17 protein-coding genes are annotated in these 20,922 nt (G+C 66.2%); 11 read left to right on the forward strand and 6 right to left on the reverse strand.

Annotated features, from left to right (window positions below; genetic code table 11):
• The first annotated feature begins 2 nt into the window (after positions 1 to 2).
• Together P0Y41_RS16780 and scpC are read left to right on the forward strand one after the other, a co-directional pair.
• A complete protein-coding gene (locus tag P0Y41_RS16780; RefSeq protein WP_284063581.1) occupies positions 3 to 584 on the forward strand; it encodes a MaoC family dehydratase in 582 nt (193 codons plus the stop codon).
• The gene (gene scpC, locus P0Y41_RS16785) at positions 539 to 2,104 is read left to right on the forward strand and encodes a succinyl-CoA:acetate CoA-transferase ScpC (protein ID WP_390214358.1); all 1,566 of its coding nucleotides are present in this window, start codon (positions 539 to 541) and stop codon (positions 2,102 to 2,104) included. The genes P0Y41_RS16780 and scpC overlap by 46 nt, the downstream gene beginning before the upstream one ends.
• Positions 2,105 to 2,300: 196 nt before the next feature.
• On the opposite strand, the gene P0Y41_RS16790 is transcribed toward scpC, so the two are convergent.
• The 4 genes from P0Y41_RS16790 to P0Y41_RS16805 form a co-directional block, all read right to left on the reverse strand.
• Positions 2,301 to 4,418 (reverse strand): TRAP transporter permease, encoded by a 2,118-nt coding sequence (locus P0Y41_RS16790; protein WP_284063583.1) that lies wholly within the window; start codon positions 4,416 to 4,418, stop codon positions 2,301 to 2,303.
• 123 nt (positions 4,419 to 4,541) lie between these two features.
• Positions 4,542 to 5,633, reverse strand: coding sequence for a TAXI family TRAP transporter solute-binding subunit (locus P0Y41_RS16795; protein WP_284063808.1), 1,092 nt, complete (start codon positions 5,631 to 5,633; stop codon positions 4,542 to 4,544).
• A 213-nt stretch (positions 5,634 to 5,846) separates the two neighbouring features.
• Positions 5,847 to 6,287 carry a universal stress protein gene (locus tag P0Y41_RS16800; protein ID WP_284063584.1) on the reverse strand — a complete coding sequence of 147 codons (441 nt, stop codon included), beginning with the start codon at positions 6,285 to 6,287 and terminating at the stop codon, positions 5,847 to 5,849.
• A gap of 95 nt (positions 6,288 to 6,382) precedes the next feature.
• Positions 6,383 to 7,576: an MFS transporter gene (locus P0Y41_RS16805; RefSeq protein WP_284063585.1), complete on the reverse strand. Its 1,194-nt coding sequence runs from the start codon at positions 7,574 to 7,576 to the stop codon at positions 6,383 to 6,385.
• Positions 7,577 to 7,700: 124 nt separating this feature from the next.
• Between P0Y41_RS16805 and P0Y41_RS16810 the strand changes: the two genes are divergently transcribed.
• Together P0Y41_RS16810 and P0Y41_RS16815 are read left to right on the forward strand one after the other, a co-directional pair.
• Positions 7,701 to 9,962 (forward strand): NADP-dependent malic enzyme, encoded by a 2,262-nt coding sequence (locus P0Y41_RS16810; RefSeq protein ID WP_284063586.1) that lies wholly within the window; start codon positions 7,701 to 7,703, stop codon positions 9,960 to 9,962.
• 266 nt (positions 9,963 to 10,228) lie between these two features.
• Complete coding sequence (locus P0Y41_RS16815) at positions 10,229 to 10,747, forward strand: TrmB family transcriptional regulator (protein ID WP_284063587.1); 519 nt, start codon at positions 10,229 to 10,231, stop codon at positions 10,745 to 10,747.
• A 24-nt stretch (positions 10,748 to 10,771) separates the two neighbouring features.
• Here the strand turns inward: P0Y41_RS16815 and P0Y41_RS16820 are convergent, their stop codons facing one another.
• Complete coding sequence (locus P0Y41_RS16820) at positions 10,772 to 12,529, reverse strand: NAD+ synthase (protein ID WP_284063588.1); 1,758 nt, start codon at positions 12,527 to 12,529, stop codon at positions 10,772 to 10,774.
• Positions 12,530 to 12,531: 2 nt separating this feature from the next.
• Positions 12,532 to 12,756, reverse strand: a complete 225-nt coding sequence (locus tag P0Y41_RS16825; protein ID WP_284063589.1) for a hypothetical protein — start codon at positions 12,754 to 12,756, stop codon at positions 12,532 to 12,534.
• A 530-nt stretch (positions 12,757 to 13,286) separates the two neighbouring features.
• Between P0Y41_RS16825 and P0Y41_RS16830 the strand changes: the two genes are divergently transcribed.
• The 7 genes from P0Y41_RS16830 (at position 13,287) to P0Y41_RS16860 (ending at position 20,856) form a co-directional block, all read left to right on the forward strand.
• Entirely contained in the window at positions 13,287 to 14,411 is a 1,125-nt protein-coding gene (locus P0Y41_RS16830; RefSeq protein ID WP_284063590.1) for a hypothetical protein, read from the forward strand.
• A gap of 32 nt (positions 14,412 to 14,443) precedes the next feature.
• Positions 14,444 to 15,478 carry a hypothetical protein gene (locus tag P0Y41_RS16835; protein WP_284063591.1) on the forward strand — a complete coding sequence of 345 codons (1,035 nt, stop codon included), beginning with the start codon at positions 14,444 to 14,446 and terminating at the stop codon, positions 15,476 to 15,478.
• A 93-nt stretch (positions 15,479 to 15,571) separates the two neighbouring features.
• Positions 15,572 to 16,216 (forward strand): hypothetical protein, encoded by a 645-nt coding sequence (locus tag P0Y41_RS16840; RefSeq protein WP_284063592.1) that lies wholly within the window; start codon positions 15,572 to 15,574, stop codon positions 16,214 to 16,216.
• Positions 16,213 to 16,878, forward strand: coding sequence for a hypothetical protein (locus P0Y41_RS16845; RefSeq protein ID WP_284063593.1), 666 nt, complete (start codon positions 16,213 to 16,215; stop codon positions 16,876 to 16,878). The genes P0Y41_RS16840 and P0Y41_RS16845 overlap by 4 nt, the downstream gene beginning before the upstream one ends.
• Positions 16,875 to 17,843: an ATP-binding protein gene (locus P0Y41_RS16850; protein ID WP_284063594.1), complete on the forward strand. Its 969-nt coding sequence runs from the start codon at positions 16,875 to 16,877 to the stop codon at positions 17,841 to 17,843. The genes P0Y41_RS16845 and P0Y41_RS16850 overlap by 4 nt, the downstream gene beginning before the upstream one ends.
• Positions 17,844 to 17,845: 2 nt before the next feature.
• A complete protein-coding gene (locus P0Y41_RS16855) occupies positions 17,846 to 19,996 on the forward strand; it encodes a hypothetical protein (protein WP_284063595.1) in 2,151 nt (716 codons plus the stop codon).
• The gene (locus P0Y41_RS16860; RefSeq protein WP_284063596.1) at positions 19,924 to 20,856 is read left to right on the forward strand and encodes a hypothetical protein; all 933 of its coding nucleotides are present in this window, start codon (positions 19,924 to 19,926) and stop codon (positions 20,854 to 20,856) included. The genes P0Y41_RS16855 and P0Y41_RS16860 overlap by 73 nt, the downstream gene beginning before the upstream one ends.
• The last annotated feature ends 66 nt before the right edge of the window (positions 20,857 to 20,922 follow it).

Genomic DNA, 20,922 nt, shown 5'->3' on the forward strand with positions numbered 1-20,922 from the left:
CCATGACTGACAACGACACCGACGACGGAACGGACGACATCGAGCGGCGACTGGTCGAGGGCTGGCAGGGCCGCTACTACGAGGACTTCGAGGTCGGCGACGTGTACAAACACCCGTACGGCCGGACGGTGACCGAGACGGACAACGTCTGGTTCACCAACCTCACGATGAACCTGAACCCGATGCACTTCAACGAGGCGTACGCCGCCGAGACGGAGTTCGGCGAGCGCCTCGTCGACGGCACCTTCGTCATCGCGTTGGCCGTCGGGCTGAGCGTCATCGACGTGAGCGCGAACGCGACCGCCAACCTCGGCTACGACGACATCCGCCATCACGCGCCGGTCTATCACGGCGACACGATCTTCGCGGAGAGCGAGGTGCTCCACAAGCGCGAGAGCGAGTCGCGCGACCACGTCGGCATGGTCACCACCGAGCTTCGCGCGTACAACCAAGACGACGAGCTGGTCCTCTCGCTTGAGCGCACGCCGATGGTGCTCAAGCGAGAGTTCGCCGAGCCGTCCGCCGCGGCGCCGACCGGATGGCCCGAGGGGATCGGCACGCAGCCGGAGGACCTCGAGGAGTGACCCGCGAGACGGATCCCGCGGCACGCGTTCCCGACAGCCGGATCCACGGCGACCTCGCAGTCGTCGGCGCCGCCGAGGCCGCAACGCGAATCCCCGACGACGCAACGATGCTCGTCAGCGGCTTCGGCAGCGTCGGCTACCCCAAGGCCGTCCCGAAGGCGCTGGCCGACGCGGCCGCCGTGGGCGGAGACGACGAGGGCGAGGACGCTGGGCGCGATCTGTCGCTGTCGGTCGTCAGCGGCGGCAGCGTCGGCGAGGAGATCGACGAGGCGCTCGTCGAGGCCGACGCGATCGATCGCCGATATCCGTTCCAGGCGCGCGAGGCGATCAACGCCGCGATCAACGACGGCCGCGTCGCGTTCGCCGACCGCCACATCTCCTCGCTGGGCGACGACGTGCGCTTCGGCGGCATGGTCGAGACCGACGGCAGTGTCGCCGTCGTCGAGGCGGTCGCCGTCGGCCCAGACTGGCTGATCCCGTCCACGTCCGTGGGGCTAACAGACGCCTTCGTCGAGGCGGCCGATTCACTGATCGTGGAGGTCAACCACGACCAGCCTCTGTCGCTCGCGGCGTTCCACGACGTGTACCGAACGGGGACACCGCCCGAACGGGAGCCGATCCCACTGACATCCCCCGACGAGCGCATCGGCGGCCCGCGGATCGAGTTCGAACCTGAGAAACTCGCCGCAGTCGTCGAGACGACCGGCCGCGACGCCCCCTACGAGTTCCGCGACCCGACCGATGTTGACCTGGAGATCGCCGACCGCCTCGGCGACTTCTTGGAACGGGAGGTCGAACGCTCGTCGCTGTACGACGACTCGATGCGGATCCAATTTGGCGTGGGGAGCCTCGGCAACGCGCTGATGGGCGCGCTCGGCGACGCCGATCTGGGCGACCGTGACCTGATCTACTACGGCGAGGTGTTACAGGACGGCCTGCTCGACCTGCTGGATACGGGGGAACTCCGCTCCGCGAGCGCCACGTCGCTGGCGCTGTCGACTGAGGGGCAAGAACGGCTGTTCGAGGACGCCGAGCGCTACGCTGAGGACGTGGTTATCCGGACCGGCAACGTGTCGAACGGCCCTGCGCTGATCGATCGCTTCGGCGTCGTCGCGGTTAACAGCGCCGTCGAGGTCGACCTGTACGGCCACGTCAATTCCACCAATCTCGGCGGGTCGCGGATGATCAGCGGCGTCGGCGGCAGCGGCGACTTCACGCGCAACGCCCCGCTGTCGGTCGTCGCGCTCGGGTCGACAGCCGCCGGCGGCGACATCTCGAAGATCGTTCCGAAGGCGTCGCACGTCGATCACACCGAACACGACGTGGACGTGGTGATCACCGAACACGGCGTCGCCGACCTCCGCGGTACCTCCCCGCGCGAACGCGCCGAGGCGCTCGTCGAGTGTGCTCACCCCGACTACCGCGAGGACCTGCGCGCGTACCTCGACCGCGCTGGCGAGGGCGGCGGCCACGAACCCGTCGACCTCGACACCGCCTTCGACTGGACCGACCGGGCCTGAGACGGGTCGCTCGCCCGTCTTGGGTGGAGCCTCTGCGTCTCTCCGCGTCTCGTTCGATCGGGTGGTTTCTCCGCGTCTCCCGCCCGTCAGTGGCAACTGCGCGGTGACGGATGTGGACGAACATCGAGAGAACGAGACGCCGAAAGAAACGAAGCCGCGAAAGGAACGGTTCGACCGCGCCGCCGAGACGACTCGACTATTCGCGGTCCGGCTGCTCGGTCCCGGGCATGCCGCCGGTCGACAGGCCGAGGTTCTTCTTGATGACGCCGACGGGGTTCGGGCGCCCGGCGAACGACTGTAGCACGTACATCGCGATCGCGACCAGCACCGCGGCGGTCTGGACGATCCGCGAGGGGTACACCATCGCGAGCACGCCGGTGACGAAGAACGAGATACGCGAGGTAATCGTCACAACGTCGCCGAAGACGAACCGATAGTTGATCCCGTGGATCATCGCGATCGCGCCGAAGAGCGCGAATCCGCCCGAAATGAACGTCACCTGGTCGAACTGCGCCGAGACGATCTCGGGGTGGTAGACGAACGTGAACGGAAGGATGAACAGCGGAGCGGAGATCTTGATCGCCTCGAGACAGCTCCGCCAGAAGTTCGCGCCCGCGATCCCGCAGGCGACCGCCACGCACGTCGCGATGGGCGGCGTCAGTCCCGCCAGAATTGCGGCGTAGAACACGAAGAAGTGCCCGGCGAACTCCGGCAGGAAGAACTGGCTGATGAGCGTCGGCGCGACCAGCAGCGCGACGATGGTGTACGACGCCGTCGTCGGCATCCCCAGCCCGAGGATGATGCAGATGATCATCGAGAGGATGGCCGCGACCAGTAGGACACCGCCCGACAGGTCGAGCAGCGTCAGCGAGATGGCCGTCGGCACGCCCGTCGCGGTCAGAATGTCCACGACGCCGTTAATGGCCGCGAGGATGATCGTCACCGGCGCGAGCACGACCACGCCTTCGCGGGCGCCGTCGAGCGTCTCCCAGCTCGTCCGCTTGAGGGACTCGACGACCGTCTCGTCGGCGTCACCGAGGGCGGAGTGGATCACCGGGAACAGCATGCCGGTGAGCAACATCGCGCCGGTCGTCCACAGCGCCGCGGTGCCGACGGTCACCTGCTCGACGCCGAGCTTGTAGATGAGCACCGCCAGCGGGATGCCGTACTTCAGGCTCTCGGAGGCGAACTCCGAGCGCGGCATCTTGTCGCCTAACAGCTTCGAGGCGTCGGTGTCGTCGAGCTGCGGAGCGGCCACGTAGTGGACCGCGACGAAGATCGTGATCGAGAGGATGGCCGCGGGGATGATCCCCGCGATGATCACGTCGACGTAGGTGACGCCGGTGATCAGCGATGCCATGATGAACGCGCCCGCGCCCATGACCGGCGGGAGCACCTGTCCCGCCGTGGAGGCGACCGCCTCGATAGCGCCCGCCGTCTCCGGCTTGACGCCGTTGCGCTTCATCAACGGAATCGTGAACGAACCGGTCATCCCGGCGTTAGCCGTCTGACTCCCGTTGACCGAGCCGATGACCGCGCTCGAAAGCACTGCCGTCTGAGCGATGCCGGAGTCGATGTACTTCGCCGAACGGAACGCCAGCCGCATGATCAGGTCGAAGGCGCCGTACGCCTTCAAGAATCCCGCATACAGCAGGAACAGCGCGATCCACGCGGCGACGAGCTGAGTCAGGAATCCGAAGAAGCCGTCGACGCTGATGACGACTGTCCGGAGGATGCGCTCGACGCCGAGCCCGCCGTGTTGGAGCGGCCCGGGGGCGTACATCCCGAAGTAGCCGTAGCCGAACCCGAGCAGCACCACCGCGACGAACGTGCCACCGAACGACCGCCACGTCAGGTACACCATCAGGACCGAGAACACGGCCGCCATGACGTACTCGTGTGGGAGCGCACGGCCCGCGCGTTCGACGTACAGCGCCTGGAAGTTGACGGACATGTAGACCGTGGTAATGACGACGTCGATCGCCGACAGGGACAAAAGCGCCGCGTCGACGCGGTTACCCGGCCCGTATGCGCTCTTGAGGTCTTCGAGCAGGTGTCCGTTGCCGCCACCGTCGGAGAGCGCCATCAGCTCCGTGACGATGTACAGGATCAGAATTCCACCGAGGAAGGCGACCCCGAACTGCGCGCGCGGCATCGGGTAAAACCGGGTGTACAGCATCACGCCGGCCCAGAATATCACCGAGAGCCCGATCAGGATGTTCCGAAGCGACACGAGCTCTGCGTCCCACGGCTGCTCGCGATCGAAGCTCACGTCGCCGGTCGCCGCGCCAGCCTCCGCCTCCGCGTCACTCATATATTATCACTCCCGATACCTGTAGCCCCGTTGCCAGCTGCTGTTGGATACTTGTACACATTTAATCGTGTGTTAGTGGTTGTCGTACGTATAAATTATCGCCCCGTTCGGGGCGGTAGGTAGTTACTCCGCGTTCTCGCCGTCCGTCCAGCTGTCGTCCCAGACGTCGTTCGCCTGGAAGAAGTCAGCCACGCCGGCGTGAACCGGGAGGTCCTCGAGGACGGCCGTCGTCATGGTCTCGGGGTCGGAGTGGTCGAGCGTGGTCGGGTCGGCCTCACGGATGGCCTCCCAGTGCTCGTTGGCGAGACGCGCGACTTCCTCGGTCGCGCCCGCGGGCACGTCGGGACCGAACGCCCACTGACCGGCGAGGACCCACGCCGTGGTGGTGTCGGTGATGCCGGTCACGTCCTGCTCCCAGCCGTACGGTTCGAGGCCTTCCTTCTTGATCGCGCCGCCGACGTTGTCGATCGCCGACGTAAAGTTGTCGTCGACTTCGATGATGTTCAGCCCGCCGCCGGAGCGCACGTCGACCTCCTGCACCCAGCTGGAGAGGGCGACGCCGTTGGCGCCGTAGATACACATCGCGTCCACGCGACCCTCCTCGACGGCGCCAGCGATGTCGCTGGTGCCGACGTTGAGAATGTCGTTGTCCTCCCACAGGCCAGCCTCCCGGATGACCTCCTCAGTCAGCAGCCGCGTCCCGAAGCCGGGCTGGATCGGGTAGATCGTGTACCCGCCGTCCTGGAGGTCGGCCGTCGAGGTGATCCCCGACTCCTCGGTCGCGACCCAGTAGATCTCCAGGTTCGTGAACACGTAGCCCTGGTGAGGGAGGCTGTCGACGGGCTCGTCCGCGAACGGCCCCTCCTCGTTCAGCGCCTTCGAGAGGGAGTTGTTGTCGACACCCATCGACGAGATGTTGTCGCTGTCGTACTCGTAGAGGTTCGCCGTCCAGCCGTCCGTGACCTGCACCGAGATGTCCAAGATGTCGCTGTGCTGGCTCGCCGCGCGTGCCAGCGCCTGTCCGGCCTGCTGGGTGGAGCTCCCCGAGGACGTTCCCGCGATCGTGAGCTGATAGCTCTCGGACTCGCCGTCTCCGCCGGAATCGCCACCGGAATCGCCACCGGAGTCACCGCCGGAGTCGCCGCCGGAGTCGTCGCCGCCGCCGCCGGTACAGCCGGCGAGCGTGATTACGCCCATTGTTCCTGCGCCTGCCAGCACGTCACGTCTGTTTATGTCGTCACCAGACATGGGAATTGCTTAACGTACAGTATTGATAACGATGGTGGTTAGGGCATACCCGTCAATTTTTGCGAGGCGATCATGACATTTCGCGCCACATACGATCGAGAGTATATATGATAATCGATCATGTGGGTACCAGGTGATCCCACCAGCGACCCGCAAAACCGGGGTACTAATTCGTGACAGTCACTGGTCGCCAGCGACGATCACGGGTCGGTCACCGTCGATAATGACCCGCTGGGTGACGCTGCCGAACAGCGCCTTCCCGGCGGGTGAGCGCTTGCGCGCGGCCAACAAGATCGCGTCAACGTCGCGCTCGTCGGCTTCGGCGAGGACCTCTTGGGCGGCATCGCCCGTTCGTTCGGTTACCTCGACGGAGACGCCGAGATCGTCGATAGCGTCCCGGACCGTCGTGGCTGTGTCAGGGAGACCCTGTAAGTCGCCGATATCGTCGTTGATCGACTCGATCACCGACCGGCCCGCCTCGTCGGCAGGCGCGTCGACGGTCTCGTGAACGTGGAGGACCGTAACCTGAAGCTCGTCGCGCCCCGGCAGCGAACGGACCGTCTCGATCTGGTCGGCCGTTCGGTCCTCGTCGTCGTCGACAGCGAGCAGAACGTGGTACATGCGACCGACAGTTGAGCGGGGGTCGGTATATAATTTCGTCGCCCGCCACGAGCCCTCGGTGACGATGGACACCCGTTCCCGACCCCGATTAGGCGTCAGTCAGCCGCCGCGGCGACGGTGTCCGCTGGCGCGTCAGCCGTGATCACCCTGACGACGAATACCGCGCCCACCGTGACAACGGCCGCGAGCATGAGCCAGCCCGCCTGATAGCCGTACGTGTCCGCGAGGTAGCCGAACGCCGGCGGGGCGAACAGCGCGCCGCTAGTGAGCGCGAGCTGGCCGCCGCCGGTGGCGCCGCCCATCTCGTCGGCGGAGACGACGGTCGCCATACAGGAGTAGTACACCCCGGTGAAGCCCAACAGGAAGAACCCGAGCGCGACGAACGCGACGGTGGTGAGCGTCCGTCCGCCGACGACGCCGACCGCAACGAGCGAGAGCGCGCTCGCGATCGCCTGCGCGAGCAATATCCCGCCGATCCGACGAGTCGGATCGCCGGGCAGCGCGTCGCTGAGCCAGCCGGTGAGGACGCGGCCGACGCTCCCCGAAACCTGTACTGCAGCCAGCACGACGCCGCCGAACGCGACGGAAGCCCCGACGGAGTCGGTGACGTGGATCACGGTGTACCCAGTCGTCGTGAACAGGGCCGCACCGAGACAGAACCCGGCGGCGGTCAACGCGCGATACGGGGGGTTCGAACCGAGCTTTCGGAAGTCGGGGTAGCTCGCCTCCCCACCGGGTTCGGTGCCGCGGTAGGCGAACCAGAACAGGACCGCGACGACGGCCCCGGTTCCGGCGGCGACGTAGAACCCGGCTTCCCAGTAGAGAACGCCGGCGATGCCGGTAACGAGCAGGGCGCTGGCGCCGCTGCCGGCGGTGACGCCGACCTGTTTCACGCCCATGACGACGTTCTGCCGTCCGGGCGGCGTATTGTCGAACACGGCCTTGTTGGTCCCCGGCATCGCCGTTCCGTACAGCGACCCAAGGAGGAAGGCGCTCGCGAGCAACGCTGGAAACGACCACGCCTGCGTGACGAGGAACGCCCCCGTCGAGACGCCGATCAGGCCGACGGTGAGCATCCGTCGCTCGCCGTAGCGGTCGGTGAGCGCCCCGAGCGGGAGCAGGAACACCGCATACCCGAGCGTCACCGACGTGACGACGAGCCCGACGGCGGCGCCAGAGAGGTCGAACTCCGCGCGGAAGAAGGGCGTCGCGGCGAAGATCGCATAATAACAGACGCTCGCGGCGACCTGCCACGAGAGCACCAGCGAGACGATCCGATAGAGTCCCATCTGCTCGGTCGGTGCTCAGTCACCGGAGTAAAGCGCTCTGGTACCGGTCGGTTCGACGACCGCCCGATCAGCCGAGGGCGCGCCGGAGCGAAAGAGACTCGGGCCCTCCATCGAGTCGTGACTCATGGGACTGGACGACGACGCGCGCGAGTACCACCGTCGCGACCCGCCGGGGAAACTCGAGGTATCGACGACGAAGCCGACGAACACCCAACGCGACCTCTCGCTGGCGTACTCGCCGGGCGTGGCCGCGCCGTGTCGCGACATCGCCGACGCCGAGGACCGGGGCTACGAATACACAGCGAAGGGGAATCTGGTCGGCGTCGTCTCCGACGGCTCGGCCGTGCTCGGGCTCGGTGACATCGGTCCGCTCGCCTCCAAACCGGTCATGGAGGGAAAAGGCGTGCTGTTCAAGCGGTTCGCCGACATCGACGTGTTCGATCTCGAACTCGACGCATCGTCGCTGGACTCGTTTGTCGACCGGGTCGCCGCGATGGAGCCGACGTTCGGCGGTGTTAACTTGGAGGACATCGCTGCGCCTGCGTGCTTCGCGGCCGAAGACCGCCTCCGCGAGCGGATGGACGTGCCGGTCTTTCACGACGACCAACACGGCACTGCGATCATCACCGGCGCAGCGCTGCTCAACGCGGCCGACATCGTCGGCAAGGATATCTCTGATCTCGAAGTCGTCTTCTCCGGCGCGGGCGCGGCCGCCACCGCGACCGCGAAGTTCTACACCTCGCTGGGCGTTCCGGCCGGCCAGATCACGATGTGCGACATCGACGGCGTGATCACGCCCGAACGGGCCGCCGAGGCCGACCCCCACGCCCACGTCACGCAGTTCGCGACGCCAGCCGACGCCGCCGGCGGCACCGAACTCTCGGACGCGATCGAGGGGGCCGACGTGTTCGTCGGCCTGTCGGTCGGCGGGATCGTCAGCCGGGAGATGGTCCGTTCGATGGCAGACGACCCGGTCATCTTCGCGATGGCGAACCCCGACCCCGAGATCGCCTACGACGATGCGAAAGCGGCCCGTGAGGACACCGTCGTCGTCGCGACCGGTCGCTCGGACTATCCGAACCAGGTGAACAATGTGCTGTGTTTCCCGTTCGTGTTCCGCGGGGCTCTCGACGCTCGCGCGCGCAACATCACAGAAGGGATGAAAGTCGCCGCCGCGGAGGCGCTCGCCGAACTCGCGCGCGAGGACGTCCCCGACGCCGTCCGGCGTGCCTACGGCGACCAACCGCTGGAATTCGGCGCCGAGTATGTCATCCCAAAGCCGCTCGACGAGCGCGTGCTCTTTCGGGTCGCGCCCGCGGTCGCGGAGGCGGCCGTCGACGACGGCGTCGCCCGGCGCGACCTCGACGCCGAGGCGTACGTCCAAGAACTGGAGGACCGTCTCGGCGGCAGTCGAGAAGCGATGCGCGCCGTGTTGACCGAGGCGAAGCGGGATCCCAAGCGATTGGTGCTGGCGGAAGGTGACGACGAGACGGTCGTTCGCGCCGCGTACCAGCTCGTCGATCGCGGTATCGCCGAACCGCTCCTCGTCGGCGATCGCGGCGCCGTCGAGGCGACGCTCAACGAGCTCGGACTGGGGTTCTCGCCGGAGATCGTCGACCCCGCCGAGATGGATCTCGATCCGTACGCCGAGTTGGTGTACGAGCGACGCAAGCGGAAGGGGCTCACCCGCCGCGAAGCACAAGCCCTGCTGTACGAGAACGACGCGCTCGCGAGCGCGCTCGTCGCCGCCGGCGACGCCGACGCGATGCTCACCGGCCGCACGCACCACTATCCGAGTGCGCTGCGACGCCCGCTGCAGATCGTCGGCACCGCCGAGGACGCCGAGTACGCCGCCGGGGTGTATATGCTCGCGTTCGACGACCGCGTCGTGTTCTGCGCGGACGCGACGGTGAATCAAGACCCGGACGCCGACGTGCTCACTGAGGTGACGCGACACACCGCGCAACTGGCGCGCCGGTTCAACGTCGAGCCGCGCGCGGCGCTGTTGTCGTACTCGGACTTCGGGAGCGTCGACAATGAGGGCACCCGGAAGCCCCGAGAAGCAGCCCGCCGGCTGCGCGAGGACCCCGCGGTCGACTTCCAGGTCGACGGGGAGCTACAGGCCGACACCGCCGTCGTCGACGATCTCCTCTCGGAGGACTACGAGTTCGCCGACCTCGACGCGCCCGCGAACGTGCTGGTGTTCCCGAATCTGGAGGCCGGCAACGTCGCCTACAAGCTGTTGCACCGTCTCGGCGGCGCGGCGGTCGTTGGACCGATGCTCGTCGGGATGGCCGAACCGGTGCACGTCCTCCAGCGCGGCGACGACGCCGCAGACATCGTCAACCTCGCGGGCGTCGCTGTCGCGACCGCCGGCGACGACTGACGAACCGCACCGGGGGACCCCGAGCGATCCTCACGGAATCGGCCACGGGGCCCACTCCCGCCTGCCCTCCCACGAAGTCCGGTCCCGTCTGGCCGCCACCGCCAGAGGTTCTGTCCCAATATCGACGTTCATACACTCTAAGACCGAGTATAAACGCATTCGTCCCAGAATCGGGTCAGTGTGCGGATGAACGCTCGGGGTCAAAGCTGCAAATGAGACGAACCAAACGTATTTGAACGACCGAAGCGAGGTTCTGGTAGACGCAGATGGACCTGACCAGCAGTCAGCGGGAGATCCTGAACACCCTCGTCAACGGATACGAGGAGACGGAATCCCCGATGCCGGCCACGAGGATCGCCGAGGTTTGCGACCGGCACGTGGGAACCATCCGGAACCTGATGCAGATGATGAAGTCGCTCGGGTTGGTCGAGGGCGTTCCGGGATCCGAGGGCGGGTACGTGCCGACCGAGGCCGCCTTCGAGGCACTGGGCCGTGACCCCGACGACGACGACAGCGGCGAGACGCTCGGGCTCGCCCACGACTACGACCGGGTCGACGTGGCCGTCGAGTCGATCGACTTCACGAACGTCCACCACCCGAAGAAGTGCCGCGCAACGGTGACGTTTCGGGAGTCAGTCACTCGGTTCAGCGTGGGCGATCCGGTGATCGTCGGGCCGACTCCGAAGTCGGGGCTCGTGATCACCGGGCAGGTCGAAGCGACCGACGAGGGCCGCAACATCCTCCACCTCGATGTTGCACGGATGGAAGCGCCGTTAGAACAGTAGTACCGGGACGACACTCCGTCGGCGCTACGACTGCGGGGCTGAAGTCGACGAGTCGAACTTCAGTTCGAGTTCGTGAAAGTGGCTTCGAGCGTCGCTGCCGGCAGTCGTCGGCGGCCTCAAACGGTCCCGTTTCGACGCGACGTGACGAACAGCACACCACCGGATAATCTCCCGGTCTGCGTCGACTGCGTCGCCGGTTCGCTCGATACCAAGGTCCTGATCGACGAGACGAACCAGGATTTCATCGAGTAGTTCGGTTCCCGGCTCCCCCGGTACCGCTCCGCTGTCACTGGGGTCGAGGCCCCCCGAACGATCGCGGTCACGCCGACCGGATCGATCCGAGGGGGAACCGACTGAACACCCGAGCTCGCGGCCGACCGCCGACAGTTCGCTCGCGTATGTGGCACCCAGCGGCCGGACATCGGCCGCCGCATCACCGTACCGGGTCACACGCCCGAGAAGAGCGTCCGTCCGGTTCGTCGTCCCGACGACGAGCCTGTCGTCGGCATTGGCGACGTAATATCGGCACGCGGTCCGAATGCGCGAGACGAACTCGCCCAGTTCAGTCGCGCCCGCTCGCTCCGTGGTCCGCGTCGGAAGCGCCGCTTCGAGTTCGGTGACGAGTGGTCGGATCGTCACGCGATCCATAGAGATCCCGAGGTCGTCTGCAATCGACTCGGGAGCCGGAGCGGTGAGCCCGGCCGCCTTGTGACACGGGAGGTGGAGTCCGCGGACCCGTGATGCCCCGAGCGCCTCGACCGCGATCGCAGCGGCGATACCTGACTCTCGTCCTGCTCCGAGGTCGACGATCACGCCATCGCCGTCGGCCGCGTCGACTTGGGACCGAATGAGATCGCTGGCACGCGCGGCAGTTTTCGACGCTCGACGGTCGCCACCGACAAGCGGACAAGCGGTGTCACCTGAGGTTCCGGTAGGCGAGTCAGCGACCTCTCGAGACGGTTCTGGCGGCAGCTGTCGCTTGTGAGCGGTCTGTTGGACTCGATCGAGCAGTCGGGCGACAGTTTCGCTGTCGACGCCTGTCGCCTCGTCGATCGGCAACGGCCGAGCGTCTGGATCCGGCCCGACGAGTGCCCCCAGAACACGGTCGAGCGTCGCGTAGGAGGCACCGAGCTCGGACTCGTCGGTTTGCCCCGCCCAAAATCCAGCGGTCGGTGGCCGTGAGATGATCTCCGTCGGCACGTCGAGGGCGGTCGCGAGCGCCCGTACTGCCGTCTTGTCGTACTCGCCGAGCGGGTGTAAATCAGCGGCATCGTCTCCGTACTTCGTAAAGTAGCCGAGCAGCCGCTCAGTGCGGTTGCTCGTTCCGACGACCATGCCGTCGGACGCGTCAGCGACAAGATGCGCACACGCCATCCGCAGGCGCGCCGCCAGATTCCCGGCCGCGACGGCGTCGCCGTCCGCGGCGATCCGCGGGGCGACGTACCGTTTGAACACGTCTACGGCGGGCTTCAGCGAGACGGTTGCGTAGTCTACGCCAAGCGATTCAGCGAACGAACGGGCGTCGTTCGTGTGCCGCTCGTCTGTCGTGTCGGTTGGCATGATCAGCGCCGTCACCGAGGAAGCACCGAGCGCCTTGACTGCGAGTGCGGCCGTTGTTGCCGAGTCGACCCCACCAGAGAGACAGACGACGGCGGTTTCCGCGTCAAGTGCGTCGGCTCGTTCCCGGATCAACCTCGTCGACTCAGAGCGCAGCAGGTCGGGCTGCCCGAAATCGTGGTTATCATCGTTCAAGGCTCCCGTCTCGGGACGTCCAGTCGCCATCGTCAGTCACCTCCCGTTTCGTCGCCGCGGTTCCCGGAGTCGACGTGATACGGCTCCGGAGTCGGCTCTTGGGGCGGGACTTCGTGCGCGACGGTCGACTGGATCCAGGCGTCCACCCGGTCGCGATCGTAGATGATCACGCTGTCGTCTGCGATCGAGAGATGGCCGTACCTGTTTTCACCGGACGAGTCCATCGGGGGATCTCCGTCGGGCGAGTCTGCACTCACAGCGACACCCCCTTGGCCGGGCACTCCACTGCACCCATGCGGCAACGGACATCAATAAATCCCACATCTATTTCTATATCTGTACTATAAAACCAAATGATTAGGTTTCTACCGGGTACTCCAATATTATTATGCGATAGATCGACCATATCTCCCCACGATTGTCTAACGCTCATACCCCGAACAGGGACATCGCCCCACAAAGTACTTTCGAGTGATCAGATTGAATATCTCGATAGTAGTTAGTGTCCTAGAACACGATCAGGACGACATGCAGTCAATCGTGGCTTTTTGAGTCAGAATCTGGCCGATTGTAGAATTAATTTTAATTGCGCATCGGGTCGTCGGACGCAAGTGTCGTGTCGAGTGACGACGTTCGCTCGCTCGGGCGGAGCCGACTCACGATTCCTGTTCAGTAAGCGAAACGTACCCGACCCTGGCTGCCATCTCCAACGGAGAAATCGGCGCCGTTTCGGCGTATGATACTAGCAGGATAACACTTAGTACGCATGAGTTTTGATAATCTATCAATGCCGCTTCGCCCCGTCGATCGCGACGTTCTGGAAGATATCTCGCAGGACATCTCACAGTCCAACTACGGGTTCCTGTACGTCGACCGCGTCCGCGACGACCTGAAAGACCAGTATCAGAGCCGTGAAAAAGACCGACTGAAGGCCCCGAAGTTGTCGACCTCGGACGTGAAAGAGTCGCTCCGCGACCTCGCCGAGGACGAGAACTACAGCCTGGAGCGGATCCGATCGGGAGTGTTCTACTGGGACCCGTTCGGTAGCGGCACGCGAACGGGGATCACAGAGCGCCTCAAGGGCGTGTTCCGTGATCAGATGGTCGTCACGACAGAAGACCTCCGGAAGGCGTTCGATCTGGCACACGAGGACGCCGACTTCTTCGCCACGCAGCTGCGACGGCAGAACCTCGTGATGCGAATCGCCGCCGGAAGTCGCGACTACTACTCCGTCGGGTCGCGCCTGAAAGAGGAGACCGGCGAGGACGATCTCAAGGGGAAGCTCAAGCGACGCTCGACGCACGGAAAGCTCTCGCACGGTCAGTTGGAGGAGGCGATCTCGGTCGCCGCGACGTCGGACGTGATCGGCTACCTCCAAGGCGAGGGACTCATCATCGACATGGACGGCGAGTACCTGGTACGGAGCGCGCTCGACGAGTTCGCCGAGAAGCTCGGCGACGACTTGGGCGACGACGTGGCCCGATCGTTCGACGACGCGGGCAACGTGATGCCGACCGGCGAGTACAGCTCGCTGATCGAATCGGAGATCGAGGTCCGCTCGAACGTCCTCGCGCACGTCAGATCCAGCGGAGCGGACATCGGCAAGCGCGACGTCATCGAGGCCGTCCAAAGCGAGTACAACGACGACGCTGCCGATCCGCACATCGACGTGCTCGATGCCCGCAGCTTGGCGGTCGCCGTCGAGCCGTTCGAGCAGATGGTCGAGGCGCGAGCTGAGGACCTCACCCGTCCGCTGCTCCAAGACCTGACGGCCGCGACGGCGGACTCGCTGAAACAGGAGCTCCGCGAGTCCATCGACGACCTGCACCTCACGACGAGCGACGCCGGAAACGCCTACGCCCGCACGCAGGTTCGCGAGCGCGGCGAGGAACTGATCGACGAGCGATTCTAACCACCCGCAGCCACTAGCCCCTACCACATCCAATGCGATACACCACCTTCGACGAAGACGAGGAGTCCGGAACAGTCGTCGCGCGACCCAAGAGCCAGACCGACTCGGCGGTTCGATTCGAGTTCGGTTTCGCCGAGTGGGCTGACGAAGACAGCGGCAACTGGGAGGAGTTGCTCGCCCATCTCATGGAAGAGGTGCTCGGCGGCGAAGAGCTCTCCATCGACCAAGACGGCAACGCGGTCATCGACGTCAACGAAGCCGCACAGACCCTCGCAGAAAGCGACCACGCCCGCAGCGAGGACTCGGCTCGCGCCATCATCGACTACCTCGGGCACAACGACATCGTCTCGATCGAGAGCTCCACCGTGACGGTCCTCCGTCCGCCACACACCTACGACGAGGACGAGATGGACCGGGCGGTGAAGATGTACAGTAACTGGGCGGCGGCCTTCGACACGCTCACAGAGCGGATCGAAACGGCGGTCGGCCGGGTCGAGGAGGCACAAGAGCGACTCACCTCACGGGCCGAGGAGACGACCGACGTGACCGAACACCTCCAGAACCTTCGAGAAAAGCGCGAGGAGTACAAACAGGAGATGCTGTCGGTCGCCGGCGATCGCGATATCTCAGACCTCGAAGAGGAAGAGCGCCGGAAGTTCGATCACGCCCGCGAACAGTATTACCACTACGACAACCTCGTCGAGCAGGAGGAGAAACAGGGCGACACGATCCCGAATCCGAACCCCGACCAGATGGACCTCGGGGAGATCATCGATCAGCTCGAGTCGACGAAAGACCAGTTCTCGATCGAACAGGAGCGCCTTCGCGATCGGATCCGTACGCAGCAACTGTGGCCGACCGAGGCCGTCGCGGCATCTGAGCAGTTCACAAACGTGCTCTCGGCGATGGGCAACGTCGTCCCGAAGCAAGAGCGGATGGAAGAGGAGGACCCGCAGAACTTCCTCGACGACCTCCGCGGCAACTCCGACGAGATGGAAAAGTTGAACGAGTCGTCTCAGGCGATCACCCAAGAGGACGCCGGGACGGAGACGATCACGGAGTCGTGACGATGTCGGCCGGGATCCGATCGAGCGGCGACGCGGCCGCGGTGGTGTGCTCGATCCGCCGACCCGCGGCGCGGCGAGGCGGGAGGTAGCCGCGTGACACGTCCCGTTCGCGCAGAACCGTGGGTCGAGCACGTGGCAGCCATCGAGGAGACCAGCGAACGGATCCTTTCGTGGACGTCGCCGCCCGAACCACGGGAAGTCTGGGCAGCGATCGCTTCGTTCGACGGGTCGCTGCGCGGACTGGGGACGCTGCTTGCGGACGCGTTACCCCTCCCGGTACCCGCCACAGTCGACGACGGACGCGTCGCCGCGGCAGTCGAGCAGGTGATCGGAGCGGCAATCGACGGGGAAGAGCCGCCAGCGGAGGCCGTCGAGACCGCGCGAGCAGCGAATCGGATCTCCGTCGGCGACATGGACACACCGACTGTGCCCCTGGCGACCGTCGGCGAACCGGTCGCGAACTGGTTCGTGCTCGTCCCCGTTCTCACCGATCGGCTCGAACGAGCCGCGGCGATGGTCGAGCGCGGCGCCGGACGAATGGAGCTGTACAGCCGCGACGACTCCGCGGCCGCGTTGTACGACGTGGCGGGCGCGCTCCAGGACACCGTCACGACGGTCAGGAACGTCGCCACGCGGACGCTGTGGGTCAACCCGCCCGACGGGTTGATCGACGCCGAGGACAGGCGGGTTCGCGAGTACGTGACCCGAACGATGAACGCTTACAACCCAGTCGCATGACGAGTGTCAATCTCACGCCGATCACGAAAGAAGAGCAGCCGACCTCCCACGTCACCGTGGGAAAGAGTAAAGTCGGGTCGCGGGCGGAGATCGCCCGCGTCCGCCACGCCGGCCGCGAGGCGTTCTTTCGAGTCGACACCGAGGAGGACGGCTTCGCGTCCACGATCAAGAACAAGGTCTATCTGAACAGTAACGTCGCGACGCTGTTCGGGGGGATCAACCGAACCAACGACTTCTACGTGGACACCGACGTGTCGCTCGGGAGCGTCAGAGCCTGCAAGCGCGCGACCATCTACGCCGAGGGAGTAAACGAGGAGGCGTTGACGTCGGCGCTCGCCGAGCGACAGTTCCTCTTGCACCCCATCCACGAGGTCGTCGATATCGGCGGCGAGCGCGTCGAGTTCGTCGTCGACGAACTGGAGCCGCGCGGGACGACCCTCCGCGTGGACGAGGACACCGAGTTTGTGTTCCTCGATGAGCCGCCGGCGAGCACGGGCCCGCCGGCGGGCGCCGGGGACGGGACCGACGCCGATGGAGCGCCCGGCGGCGACGGGTCCGGCGGGGCGGCGCCGCGGGCGACGAGGAGGAGGCCAACATCGACATCACCCCGCAGAACCCGACGACGAGCTTCGAGGAGGACGTCGCGGGACTCGAGGAGGTGAAGAACACCGCAGAGATGATGCTGTCGCTGTTCGAGCCCGACGTCCGCGACGAGGTCGTCGAGCGCTACGGGGAGGAGTTCGCCGACCGCGGCGGCGGCATGATGCTGTACGGCCCCCCCGGTTGCGGGAAGACGCTCGTCTCTGAGGCGATCGCCTACGAGGCGAAGCACAACACCGACATCGAGGACAGCTACGGCGAGGTTGTCTTCCTCGAGGTCCGCGGCAGCGACGTGGTCTCAAAGTACTCCGGCGAGTCCGAGAAGAACGTCCGCGCAGCCTTCGAACAGGCACACGAGGCGGCCGGCGACGGGTTCGCCGTCCTCTTTTTCGACGAGGTGGAGACGCTCATCCCGGACCGCTCGGACGACATCCAACGCCACGAGCGCGCGCTGACGAACGCGTTCCTGCAGGAGATGAACGACGTGGAGGACAACCTCCTCGTCATCGGCGCGACGAACATGCCGTTCAGCATCGACCCGGCGGCGACCCGTCGATTCCCGATCCAGCAGTTTATCCCCCAACCCGACGCGGCCGTGATGTCTGAGGTGTGGCGCACGTCGCTCGGGCGTATCAGCGAGGAACTTGGCGAGGAGGCCATCGCAGAACTTGGCGAGGCGTCGGTCGGATACACCCCCGCGGAGATCGCTGACCGCATACTCGGCTCGGAACTGCAGCGCGAACTCATCGAGAGCGTCATCGACGGCGACGCGATCACGCCAGACAAGGAGTACCTCATGGAGAAGCTCGAGGAGTCCGAGCCCAAGACCGTCCGGCAGTACGTCTCCTCGACGATGAAACAAGCCTCGGAGCTGGAAGGATACCCGGAGATGAAGCGCTACCTCGAGGAACAGGCTCAGCAGATCCGCGAGGAGAACGCCACGAGTGCGAACGCGGCCGCGACATCCGACGGCGCCGCAGGCGAAGAGGGATCGGCCGCGTCTGGGAGCGACACGGAGGCCGAGTAGCCGTGGGTGACGCGGGCTCGGACCCGGATGATTGGGGCAGTGCGTCCGCCGATCCGGAGTCGGACGAGTGGGGAGATCAATCAGACGGCGACTCGAGCGGGCCCGCAGACGCCGGGGCCGAGGGCGAGTCGAACGCGACTGCGCCGACAGACACAGCGGAGACAGCGGACGAACCGGCCGAGACAGAAGCAACGGAGTCGACGAGGGGATCGGGCGACGACGACACCACGCGCGACGTCAGCAATGAAGTCGGAGCGGACGCCGACGACCCTGAGGTTCCCGAGCGCTACGTTCAGGTGGACGCCTTCGACGTGGCGGAGGTCGCGGCCGCCGATGCCGGCGCCGGCGCCATCGCGGTCGCGACCGCAGACGGCAGGGTGTCGCTCATCACGTCAGGCGACCGTCGCCGCGTCGCGCGCAAGGACGGCGTGATCGACGTCGCCGTCGCCGACAGGGTGTACGTGCTCAGCGGTGCAGAACTGGAGGCGTTCTCGCACGCGGGGAGCCGAGTGTGGGGCGTCGACGTTCCGGACGGCCAGTCGGTCGACGCCGACCCCGACGACGACCGGGTGTACGTCCGGACCGGCGACGGAGAGTTCGTCGTCGTCGAAGGACGAACCGGCATCGAGGCCGGCCGGTTCGAGCAGCCCCACGCGGATGTCGCCGAATCTCCGGCTGTCGCGGCAGCCGACGGTCGCCTTGCGGTCGCCTCGTGGTCCTTCCTGACGGTGCTCGATTCGACGGGCGAACAACTCGACGAACAGACGCTATCGGGCGCGGTCACCGACGTCGGGTTGCTTCCCGGACGGGCGGTTGTCTCCTTGAAAGACGGCCAACTCGTCGGCTACGAGGGTGACGACTGCCTGTGGGAGATCGACGGGGACGTCTCCTGGCTGGCTGACGCCGGCGTCGCAGCGCTTGCGGCCCGTGTCGCCGGCAGCGACTTCGCGGTCGACGCCGACGGCAACCGCCACCCACTCGACGGAGTGAGCGGTACGCCGATCGCGGCGACGCCGTCGCTGGATCTGGTGTGTACGGTCGGCAGCGGGACGGCGACAGTGTACGCCGCCGTCGGCCGAGCCGACGAGTCGGTCACCGTGACCGTCGAATCGGAATCGCTTCGCCCCGCTGACCCGACGGTGGTGCTCGCGTTCACGAACGAGGGCGACCGCGCAGTCGAGGTCGATGCGACCGTCGACGCCGATGGCGCCAGCGTCGCTTCCTCGACCGTCTCAGCTACCATCGACGCCGGATCGACCCAGCGGCGGCGCGTCTCGTTGGGACCCTTGTCGGCCGACGAGGTGACCGTCACCGCCGCGGTCGGCGACGCGTCGACCGAGAAGGTCCTGGAGGTCCAAGAGGAAACGACTGCGCTGCACGTCGAATCGGTCCTCCACGGCGTCGAAGACGGCGTGCTGTCGGCGGCCATCGACGTGGAAAACGACGGGGATACGAGCGTAACTGGGGTGACCGTCGGCGAGACGACGGTCGGGACACTCGATCCGGGCGAGTCGGAACGGGTCCCGCTCGAACAGGACCTGCCGAGCGGCGCAGTGACGGTCCGGGCGGACGGCGTTGACCCGCTGGAGACCGAGACGACCGTTCCCGCGACCCCCACGGGGATCGACATCGAATCGGCGTCCAAGGGTTTCCTCTCGGTGACGTTGCACAACGACACGCCCGTCGCCGTCGACGATCAAGTCACTGTCGAGGGCGTCCCCGACGACGACGGGTCCTTCTCGATGCCGGTGTCGATCCAGGCGAACGGCGCCTACCGCCTCGCGCTCCCAGTCGCGTCCGCCGGCGAGCGCTCCGTTACCGTCGAAACGAGTGGTGGGCGCGTCTCAGAACGGCTCTCGCTGACTCGGTGTTCGCTGCTTCAGGACGACGCAGACCGAGGCGCCGCGAGTCGAGGGAGTTCCGGCGGCAGCGCCCACCGCGGAGCTGCCACGTCGCGGTCTCGATCGACTGCCGACCCGCAGTCCCACCGCGGCGACAGCGGGTCCGTCCCGGTGTCCATGGACCGGCAGTATCCGTCAGCCGACCCCGGCGAGGCGTCGTGTTCGAAGAGCGGTTGGTGGTGGCGAACGAATCGGCCGAGCCCGTCGAGTTCGAGCTCCGGACGGACGACGGCGCGTACGCACAGCGGCTGAAGGTCCGCGCGAACGGGCAGGCAGTCGGCACCAGATACCACGTGCCACTGGAGTCGACGCTGTCGCTCCCCCGGGTGGAACTCGATCACGGGGGACGAACCGTCTCAGTCCCCGCGACCGATCTTGCGGTCGAGGACGGCGAGTTGGTCGCGATGGTCACCTGGCAGCGGGCCGACGACGGCGACGGGGGTGAGCTCTCGGTGAACGTCGAGAGCGACGAGGGAACGTGGGAGGTAGAAGAGGCTGTCGTGGGCGGCGAGCCGTCTGCGCCCATCGATGCGAGGGTGTCTCCCGACTCGCCGGCACACGTCACGGTCGCGACCCCATACACGCTCGATGGTGACGTGGCGAAGGCGTTCGTTCGTGCCCACCGGGTCGACGGTGGATCGACAGAGGGTGAGGTCCGCCAGATTAACACCCTCGTCGTGCACGAGTCGACCGTAGACGGGGACAGTGACCGCGTGGACGATCTGACGGTCGCGGTCGAGCCCGAATCGCGCGTCGAACGCGGGTTCGGTTCGGTGTTTCTCTCGGTCTCGAACGACGGATCGCGGGCAGTGCGCGGCGTCACGATCAACGCGGACGGCCCACACGTCGAGAAGGCGATGTACGCCGACGGGGACGACGGCGAGACGGTTGCCCCGGAGTCCTCGATCCGGTACCTCGTCGACCTCGAGGGCGTCGATCCGGGCGAGGAGGTCGTCGTCAACGCGGAGATCGCGGCCGGCGAGGCCACCACACGGGCGACCGTCACGGCGAACGCCGACGACGAGGCGGCCGTCGCCTCGGACGACTGGACCCTTGACGTCGAGACGGACGAGTCACGGCTACCGTCTCGGCTCTCGACGCAGTACGAGTAGTTCCGAGCTCCGAGAACGGGTAAGCCACGGTAACGGGGACGGATCACTCTCCAACGCATCCGATCG

It is taken from the genome of Halobaculum halobium, from assembly GCF_030127145.1.
In the GTDB taxonomy this organism is placed as follows: domain Archaea; phylum Halobacteriota; class Halobacteria; order Halobacteriales; family Haloferacaceae; genus Halobaculum; species Halobaculum halobium.